Source organism: Parendozoicomonas sp. Alg238-R29 (assembly GCF_947331445.1).
Classification (GTDB): domain Bacteria; phylum Pseudomonadota; class Gammaproteobacteria; order Pseudomonadales; family Endozoicomonadaceae; genus Sansalvadorimonas.
This window is the reverse complement of the sequence record NZ_CAMZOG010000007.1, coordinates 88,370-96,847: the sequence shown is the minus strand read 5'-3', so window position 1 is coordinate 96,847 and position 8,478 is coordinate 88,370. Positions and strand designations below refer to the sequence as shown.

The following is an 8,478-nucleotide window of genomic DNA, read 5'->3' as shown; positions in this document are numbered from 1 at the left end:
TCTCAATTTTCTCAATTTTCTCAATTTTCTCAATTTTCTCAATTTTCTCAATTTTCTCAATTTTCTCAATAGAAAAACACAGGTTGCGGTAGGTTGGCTTGAAACCAATGCGAGAATAAATATTTACATTTTGCGGAACACCATCAAGGCCGATGCAGCGATTCCCGGCAAGCTCCAGTCTTCTGCGAGTCATGGTCATGCCATAACCTTTGTGACATAACCCTGGTGGAAATATTTTTAGCGACTTTCTGGGTTTTCATGGTGCGGGCTGTTGTTTGAAGTGCTGTGTCTGCTTCAACCAGTGTTTAGCAATATCATTTCTGCGACAGAACCATACGCCGCTATGTTGGTGCGCATATTCAAGGAAGCGTCGAACAGCATCAGCCCTGCCAGGGTGACCGGATAAACGGCTATGTAGAGCAACAGTCATCATTCGCGGAGCTGTTGCACCCTCGCGATAAAGAGTGTCGAACGTTGCCTTGAGTGTCAGCCAGGCATCTTCGGGAGTGTTCCATCCAGGCGACATGCAGTAACGACAATCATTGCTGACCAGTGTGTAAGGAATAACCAGGTGATCGTGGCCTTCGATAGAAACGGTATAGGGAATATCGTCATCGTAGGCATCAGAATCCCAGAGGAGCCCATGATGCAAAGCGAGTGCTCTTGTATAAGGGCTTTTACGACCGGTGTACCAGCCTGAAGGCTTTTGCCCGGTAAGCCTTTCAATAACTTCCAAAGTCCGCCGCATATGGCGGCACTCTTCTTCCTCTGAAAAGTGGCTGTAATCCAGCCAGCGCCAGCCGTGACCAGCCAATTCCCATCCTGCATTGTAGAATGCCCTGGCAATATCCGGATTGCGTTCAAGAGCCAGCCCACAGGCAAACACTGTTGCCGGTATTTTAAACTCCTGAAGTGTCCTGATTAACCGCCAGGCACCGGCTCTGGCTCCATAATTAAATACAGATTCACAGGACATATGGCGGTGAGAGTGCGCCTTTAAACCGGGAATATCTGTCAGCCACGATTCCGATACGTCGTCCCCATCTTGTGGACAGGATTCGGAACCCTCTTCGTAGTTCACAACCACACTCAGGGCCAGTTGGTGATTGTCTGGCCAGATGACTTGCGGTGGGTTTGCACCGTAACCGCAAAAGTCACGCGGAAAGTATTCAGGCATCGACGTTCAATGGTGCTCTTGGCTGGTAGCGCACAAGATATAGGTGATAAAGCCTACTCTGGCAAAGGTTGCTTTAGCTGAGATTGCTTTAGCTGAGATTGCTTTAGCTGAAATTGCTTTAGCTGAGATTGCTTTAGCTGAGATTGCTTCGACGAAGGTGGTGCTTAGGACGTTTGCTGTTGTTCTGAGTCAGGACGGAAATGCTTCGTTAAACAATCCTGAAGTTGCTCAAGGGTGAGGGGTTTAGTGAGGTAGTCATCCATACCAACAGCGAAAGCACTGTCGATATGTTCTTTCATGGCGTGGGCGCTTAATCCAATAATCATTGTTGATGAGTCTGTGCGGGATTGCTGCTCTTCACGAATGGCTTTGGTTGCGGTCAGGCCATCCATTTCCGGCATTTCACAATCCATCAGAATTAAGTCGATATCATTGTCTTTCCACCATTCCAGAGCCAACTTACCGTTTTCTACCAGCTTGGCAGTGATGCCCAGTTTTTGCAGGTATTTGCGGATCACCAGCTGGTTTACTTTGTTGTCTTCGGCGACCAGTACCTTCAGGCTTTCAAGGCTTGAACAGGTTGCGTGAACTTTTTTGGATGGTGTGAGTTGGGTTTGGTGTGCGGCTTTGTATGCTTCTTTGGTATCTGTCGTATTTTTATCGGAATTATCAACAGTTTCCATGGGAATAGTGAACAGAAATTCTGCTCCTTCACCGTGAACACTTTTCACAGAGAGTTGTCCGCCCATCAAAGTGGTTAGGCGACGGGATATGCTTAATCCAAGCCCGGTGCCTCCATACTTTCTGGTTGTAGAGTTATCGGCTTGTCGGAAGGCCTGAAAGATATGTTGTTGCTGGGTTTCGGTCAGGCCTATTCCGGAATCTTTAACGCTGAATGTCAGCAAACTGGAATTATCTTTCTCTGTATGACCAGCAGTTTTTACAGAAAGAACAATGCTGCCTTTCTCTGTGAATTTAAATGCGTTGCCAAGCAGGTTTACGATAATCTGTCTGAGTCGAGTTGGATCACCTTTCTGCTGACCAGTAATTCCATCGTCGACTTCTAATCGGAAATCCAACCCTTTTTGCTCTGCCCGAAGAGCAAAAATATTTTCACACTGGTGCATCAGGTTGTTGAGGCTAAAGCTGGTCTCTTCCAGTGTCAGCTGCCCAGCCTCAATCTTTGAGTAATCCAGAATATCGTTGATGATATCAACCAGGCTGGTGGCGGAAGAGTGAATAATGTCCAGATAATGGTGGCGGGTTTTGGATTGTTCTTCCTGTAAAAGAAGCTCAGACATACCAATAATACCGTTTATAGGTGTTCGAATCTCATGGCTCATATTGGCCAGGAATTCGCTTTTATGGCGATTGGCTGTCTCTGCTTTCTGACGGGCTGAATCCAGGCGCTTCTGGGTATCTTCCAGATTGTTAATGGTGTCTTTTAGTGCACTTTGTGATGAGTTGAATTGTTCGGCTACCTGATTGTACTGGGTGGCGACTTGGCCAATATCGGTAAATGGTTCAACTCTCACGGTTTTGGTAAAGTCCTTGCTGACTTCCTGCTGCTTCATATCAACCAGCAAATCATAGAGTTCGGTTCTAGCTCCATGTTCGGCGATGTTCAGCCCGCGTTGTTCATCTTCCGGAGAAACTCGAAGTGACCAGAATCTGTTGATCGTCCAGAGACAGATAAAGCCAACGCCAAAGGCCCAGGTCATTGTCGCCATGGCTCCGTAAAACTGGACTTCCAGAAGCTCCATGCGGGAGAAGTTTCTGGGGAACATCATAGTTTCACCAAATAGTGCGACGGCGAGTGTTCCCCAGATTCCAGCCAGGAGGTGAACAGGCACAGCGCTTACTGCGTCGTCAATCCTGAACCAGTCCAGAATTGCTCTGCCAAGAGAGGCAATGATCCCCCCAGTTAAACCAACAATGACAGCATCTGCAGGTGCATAAATATTACAGCCCGCGGTAATACTGACCAGCCCTGCTAATACGCCATTGCTGAGTAAAAGAATGTCGATATTTCGGCGGGAAATGAGACTGTAAACCATGGCACCAAAGCTGCCTGCAGCCCCACCTATGGCTGTGTTGAAAAGAATTGTAGGAAGTTGCTCCTTGGCAAACAGGCTGCTGCCTCCGTTGAAACCCATCCAGCCGCACCATAGCAACAAGATGCCAACAACGGACATCATCAAATTTTGCCCCTGGAAGGCATTTTCATGGCCGGGGGTGTATCGGCCTTTACGTGCTCCAATTATCAGAACAGCTGCCAGCGCAATGCTGCCACCAGTAATGTGAACAATGGTGGAGCCGGCAAAGTCGATGAAGCCCATGTTTTCCAGCCAGCCACTGGATATGCCGGTGTAACTTCCGCCCCAGGACCAGTGTCCCGCTATGGGGTAAACCAGCCCGCAGGTCATAACAATTATCAAAACATAGGCAAATAGCTTGCAGCGTTCAGCTATCGCTCCAGAGACAATACTTCCTGCAGTGGCTGCAAACATGGCCTGAAACATAAAGAACAGCGGATGGAAGGTATCTTCGGGGTCAAAATCGAAAGACGAAAACTGGCCGACAAAAGAGTTTTCAGACTCACCAAACATCATGTTGTAACCAACCAGCCAGAACAACAGGATGGCCAGCACCATATCCATCAGGTTTTTAGCGGCAACGTTGATGTTGTTCTTTGAGCGAACCAGGCCACTTTCCAGACATAGGAAACCAGCCTGCATAAGCATCAGCAGACCTAGAGAAATAAAGAGAATCAGGTAGTCCCAGGTGTCTGGAGCCATAGGGGTTCCATGCCCAAATCGTTTAAAGAATTCCTTCTATAAACCTTAGCAATGCTGTCCTGTTGTCAGTTTGAGTTTTTGATGGTTTTTCTGAAAACTGAGAAGGTGGGTGCCAAATATGAGTAACCAGTTTTTGACGCTTTATCAGGGCTTTGATTCAGAAGTGGAGAAGGGCGTCCCCTTCTCCGGCAGGTTCTTATAGAGAACAAATTTTACACTCAGGGTCTTTGGCCAGTCCCATGGTGTGAACGTCCATAGACAGGCCATCAAAAATCATCAGCTTTCCGGACAGGGGCTTACCGATACCAGTAATCATCTTGATGGCCTCAGTTGCCTGAAGAGAGCCAATCACGCCGGTAATAGGGGAAAGAATGCCAGTCTCGCTGCAGGACAGCTGCTGTTCATCAACATCACTGTACAGGCAGTTATAACAAGGACATTCAGGGGAGCTGTTAAAAACAGCAACCTGCCCGTTAAAACCAGTTGCAGCACCTGACACCAAAGGCTTTTGATGTTGAACACAAAGTCTGTTCAGCAAAAAGCGGGAAGGAAAGTTATCAGTACACTCAATAACAATTGCCGCCTGGGCGACCTGCTCTGACAGTTCTTCGCCCTCCAGCTGCTTGGTAATGGCATTTACGTGAGTGTCTGGGTTCAGGGCGTGAATGCTTTCAGTAAGAGAAACCACCTTATCTTTGTTCAGGTCACGGGTCGTATGAGCAATCTGGCGCTGCAGGTTGCTAAGATCGACTTGGTCGTAATCACAAATAGTCAGTGATCCAACCCCCGCGGCCGCCAGATAAAGCGCAACAGGGCATCCCAGTCCGCCAGCGCCAATGATTAACACTTTGGCGGCTAAAAGTTTTTCCTGCCCGGCAATATCAAACTCCGGCAGCATGATCTGGCGGCTGTAACGTAACAGCTGGTCGTCATTCATCATGGTGTTTCTGTCGTTCTCCAGAGGATTTGCTGATTTTCCCCGCGGTAATACGGTCGTGACCAGCAAGATCCTGCATTGTCCTGATATTGGTAAAGCCGTTGTCCGATAGAATATTCCTGACCTGTTTACCCTGATGGTAACCATGTTCCATCATAAGCCAGCCATTGTCGTTCAACCATTGCGGAGATCGGCTGCTGATATGGCGGATATCATCCAGCCCGTCAGCACCAGATGTGAGAGCGCTGAGAGGTTCAAAGCGCACATCACCCTGTTGAAGATGTGGATCGTTATCAACAATGTAAGGTGGGTTACTGACAATCAGGTCAAAAGTCTGTTCTTGCAGTTGGGCAAACCAGTTGCTTTCAAAAAACTGCACTCGTGCCAGTTTGTTGTGCGCAGCATTTTTACGTGCCAGTGCAACAGCTTCAGGAACACGGTCGCAGCCGTATACTGCCCAGCCCGGTCTTTCCTTTGCCAGAGCTAATGCAATGGCCCCGGTTCCGGTGCCCAGATCCAGTGCTTTAAGAGGCTTATGGCTAAACAGTTCCAGGGCATGTTCGATAAGGCATTCTGTATCTGGCCGTGGAATCAATGTGCTGGGCTCAACCTGCAACTCCAGACTCCAGAATTCTCGTGTTCCGGTAAGATGAGCTATCGGGTGCCCCTGCAACCGTTTCTGAAAAAATTCTTCAAACTGCAAAGCTTGTTCAGAGGTCAGTTCGTATTCGGGGTAAGAAAACAAAAAGCTGCGGGACTTGCCCAGTACATGGCAAGTCAGCAGTTCAATGTCGAGTCGGGCGGTATCGCTGACCAGAGCCAGTTCACTGGCTCTGGTCAGCAGATTATCTATACGGCTGGATGGCATCAGGAGTCCTGAGAAAGAGCAGACAACTGCTCGGCCTGATGTTCAGTCATAAGAGGTTCGATAACCGGCGCAAGGTCGCCTTCCATAATATCTGACAGCTTGTAGAGGGTCAGGTTAATACGATGGTCGGTAACCCGGCCCTGTGGGTAGTTGTAAGTACGAATACGTTCTGAGCGGTCGCCGCTGCCTACCAGGCTTTTACGAGCATCGGAAATTTCTTTCGCGGCTGCATCCTGCTGAGCTGTTTTCAGGCGAGCGGAAAGCAGTGCCATGGCTTTGGCTTTGTTCTTGTGCTGGGAACGTTCATCCTGACATTCAACCACCAAACCTGTAGGCAGGTGGGTGATTCGAATCGCGGAATCTGTGGTGTTCACGTGCTGGCCACCGGCACCGGAAGAACGATAGGTGTCGATACGCAAATCTTCTTTGCGGATATTAATCTCTTCCTGCTCGTCTGGCTCAGGCATGATTGCTACTGTGCAAGCGGAAGTGTGAATACGGCCCTGAGATTCTGTAGCTGGAACACGCTGTACCCGGTGCACACCAGATTCAAACTTCAGGCGAGCATACACATCTTCACCCACAACCCGGGTAATGATTTCCCGATAACCGCCGTGCTCGCCATCGTTGGCGCTAATCACTTCGATCTTCCAGCGACAGCCTTCTGCGTAGCGGGAGTACATGCGGAACAGGTCACCGGCAAATATAGCCGCTTCATCACCACCGGTACCGGCACGAATTTCAAGGAAAACGTTGTTAGCGTCGTCAGGATCTTTTGGCAGAAGCAGTATCTGAAGTTCCTGTTCCTGGGTTTCCAGGCGGGCACTGGCATCTTTCATCTCTTCTTCAGCCAGCTCTTTCATTTCAGCGTCATCTTCGCTGAGCATGCTTTTCGCTTCAGCCAGATCGTCTTTGGTCTGACGATAGCTCTGGTAGCACTGAGTGACGGCTTCCAGTTCGGAGTACTCTTTGGAGAATTTGCGGAACTTGTCCTGATCTCCAATTACAGCTGGATCGCTGAGCAGGGCGCCCAGTTCTTCAAAACGATCAACCAGACTATCCAGTCTGGTTAGCAGTGATTCTTTCATATAGGTCTGGTTGTAAAGTGTGATACACCTGAGTGAACAACCTGAGCGGCTCAAGACCATTGCCCTTGATGTTATATCAAGAGTAAATGGAGAGCTTTGCGAGGGGGCTCCTCGCATACAAGTCAAATTGCGTGTTAAATCTGGCCGGTAATATACCACATGGGACTTGCTGTGTGGTTGATACTCTTTTCAGGTGGTTGATACTCTTTTCAGGTGTGAGGCAACTCAAGAAGCTCTTTGGCCCAGTCAAGACGTTCTGTCTTGCCTTCGCTGCCAGCTTTGCGCATTTGAACACAGGGTGCGTGAATTAACTTATTGGTCAAACCTCGGGCCAGTTGTTGCAAAACCTGCTCTGGGGGGCGGCCGTTTTCCAGAAGTCGCATGGCCTTTGCCAGCTCCTGACTTTGAATGCTTTCTGCCTGAGAGCGGTAAGAGCGCACTACTTCCACAGAGTCCAGTGAGCGCATGTGGGCCAGAAACTCATCAGCCCCTGAAATTACCAGTTTTTCTGCTTCTACAGCCGCTTCCTGGCGACTGCGGACATTGTCTTCGATGACTTCCCGCAGGTCATCCACCGTGTACAGGTAAATATCTGCCAGTCTGCCGACTTCAGGTTCGATATCCCGTGGAACAGCGATATCCACCATAAACATAGGATCATGGCGGCGCTTTTTCAGAGCGCGTTCAACAGCCCCTTTGCCAAGTATTGGTAACTGACTGGCCGTAGAAGCAATAATAATATCTGCCTGATGCAGGTATTCGGGAATATCCGCCAGAAGAATCGCCTCACCGGAAAACTTGTCTGCCAGCCTTAAAGCCCGTTCAAGGGTCCGGTTGGCAATAATGATCTTGCCTACACCTTGTTCTTTCAGGTGCTGTGCTACCAGATCAATGGTTTCTCCTGCACCTATCAGGAGTGCTGTGTTCTGTTGCAGGTTTGAGAATATCTGCCGGGCCAGGCTGACCGCTGCAAAAGCAACAGAAACCGGGTTCTCACCAATAGTGGTATGAGTGCGAACACGTTTTGCTGTGGTAAACACGTTCTGGAACATGCGTCCGAGAAGGCCATGAATGCTTCCCGCTTCCAGGGCTACAGCATGGGCGGATTTCATTTGCCCCAGAATCTGTGGTTCCCCAAGAACCAGAGAGTCAAGGCCGGATGCCACACGCATGATATGACGAACGGCTTCTACTCCCTGGTAGTTGTATGCATGTTCTGAGATTTCGAACGGGTTGGTGTGGTGAAACTCTCCAAGCCATTTGAGGATGGAGTTGGATTCAGAGGTACCCTGAATATAAATTTCAGTACGGTTGCAGGTGGAAATAATTGCTGCCTCCTCTACACACGGAAGCTGCCGGATATCCTGCAGTGCTGGAATTAATTGTTCTGGAGTGAACGAAACTGTTTCTCTCAGGCTGACCGGAGCCGTCCGGTGGTTAATGCCGACTGCGAGAAATCCCATAATCTACCATTGTGAGTGCTATATCAAAGATCCTGATAACGCCATCGGAAACAGAACCTAATATAAATAGGAACACACAATCTATGGCTCCCACTCTGTTATGCCTTCCCTTTTGTTGTTGAGGTATGGCTCATTCAGGCCTGTTAT

At 48.9% G+C, this 8,478-nt stretch carries 7 protein-coding genes; all 7 read right to left on the bottom strand.

Annotated elements, in window-relative coordinates; genetic code table 11:
- Window positions 1-193 (bottom strand): hypothetical protein (locus QMA35_RS03315; RefSeq protein ID WP_281645709.1); only part of this gene is annotated, 193 nt, incomplete at its 3' end.
- A gap of 63 nt (window positions 194-256) precedes the next feature.
- Window positions 257-1,177, bottom strand: coding sequence for a polysaccharide deacetylase family protein (locus QMA35_RS03310; protein WP_281645708.1), 921 nt, complete (start codon window positions 1,175-1,177; stop codon window positions 257-259).
- A gap of 164 nt (window positions 1,178-1,341) precedes the next feature.
- Window positions 1,342-3,975 (bottom strand): ammonium transporter, encoded by a 2,634-nt coding sequence (gene amt / locus QMA35_RS03305; RefSeq protein ID WP_281645707.1) that lies wholly within the window; start codon window positions 3,973-3,975, stop codon window positions 1,342-1,344.
- A gap of 196 nt (window positions 3,976-4,171) precedes the next feature.
- Window positions 4,172-4,915, bottom strand: a complete 744-nt coding sequence (gene moeB / locus QMA35_RS03300) for a molybdopterin-synthase adenylyltransferase MoeB (protein ID WP_281645706.1) — start codon at window positions 4,913-4,915, stop codon at window positions 4,172-4,174.
- Window positions 4,905-5,780, bottom strand: coding sequence for a peptide chain release factor N(5)-glutamine methyltransferase (gene prmC, locus QMA35_RS03295; RefSeq protein WP_281645705.1), 876 nt, complete (start codon window positions 5,778-5,780; stop codon window positions 4,905-4,907). The genes moeB and prmC overlap by 11 nt, the downstream gene beginning before the upstream one ends.
- Window positions 5,780-6,868 carry a peptide chain release factor 1 gene (prfA, locus tag QMA35_RS03290; RefSeq protein ID WP_281645704.1) on the bottom strand — a complete coding sequence of 363 codons (1,089 nt, stop codon included), beginning with the start codon at window positions 6,866-6,868 and terminating at the stop codon, window positions 5,780-5,782. Before prfA ends, prmC begins: the two co-directional genes overlap by 1 nt.
- Window positions 6,869-7,077: 209 nt before the next feature.
- A complete protein-coding gene (gene hemA / locus QMA35_RS03285; RefSeq protein ID WP_281645703.1) occupies window positions 7,078-8,331 on the bottom strand; it encodes a glutamyl-tRNA reductase in 1,254 nt (417 codons plus the stop codon).
- Between the last annotated feature and the right edge of the window lie 147 nt (window positions 8,332-8,478).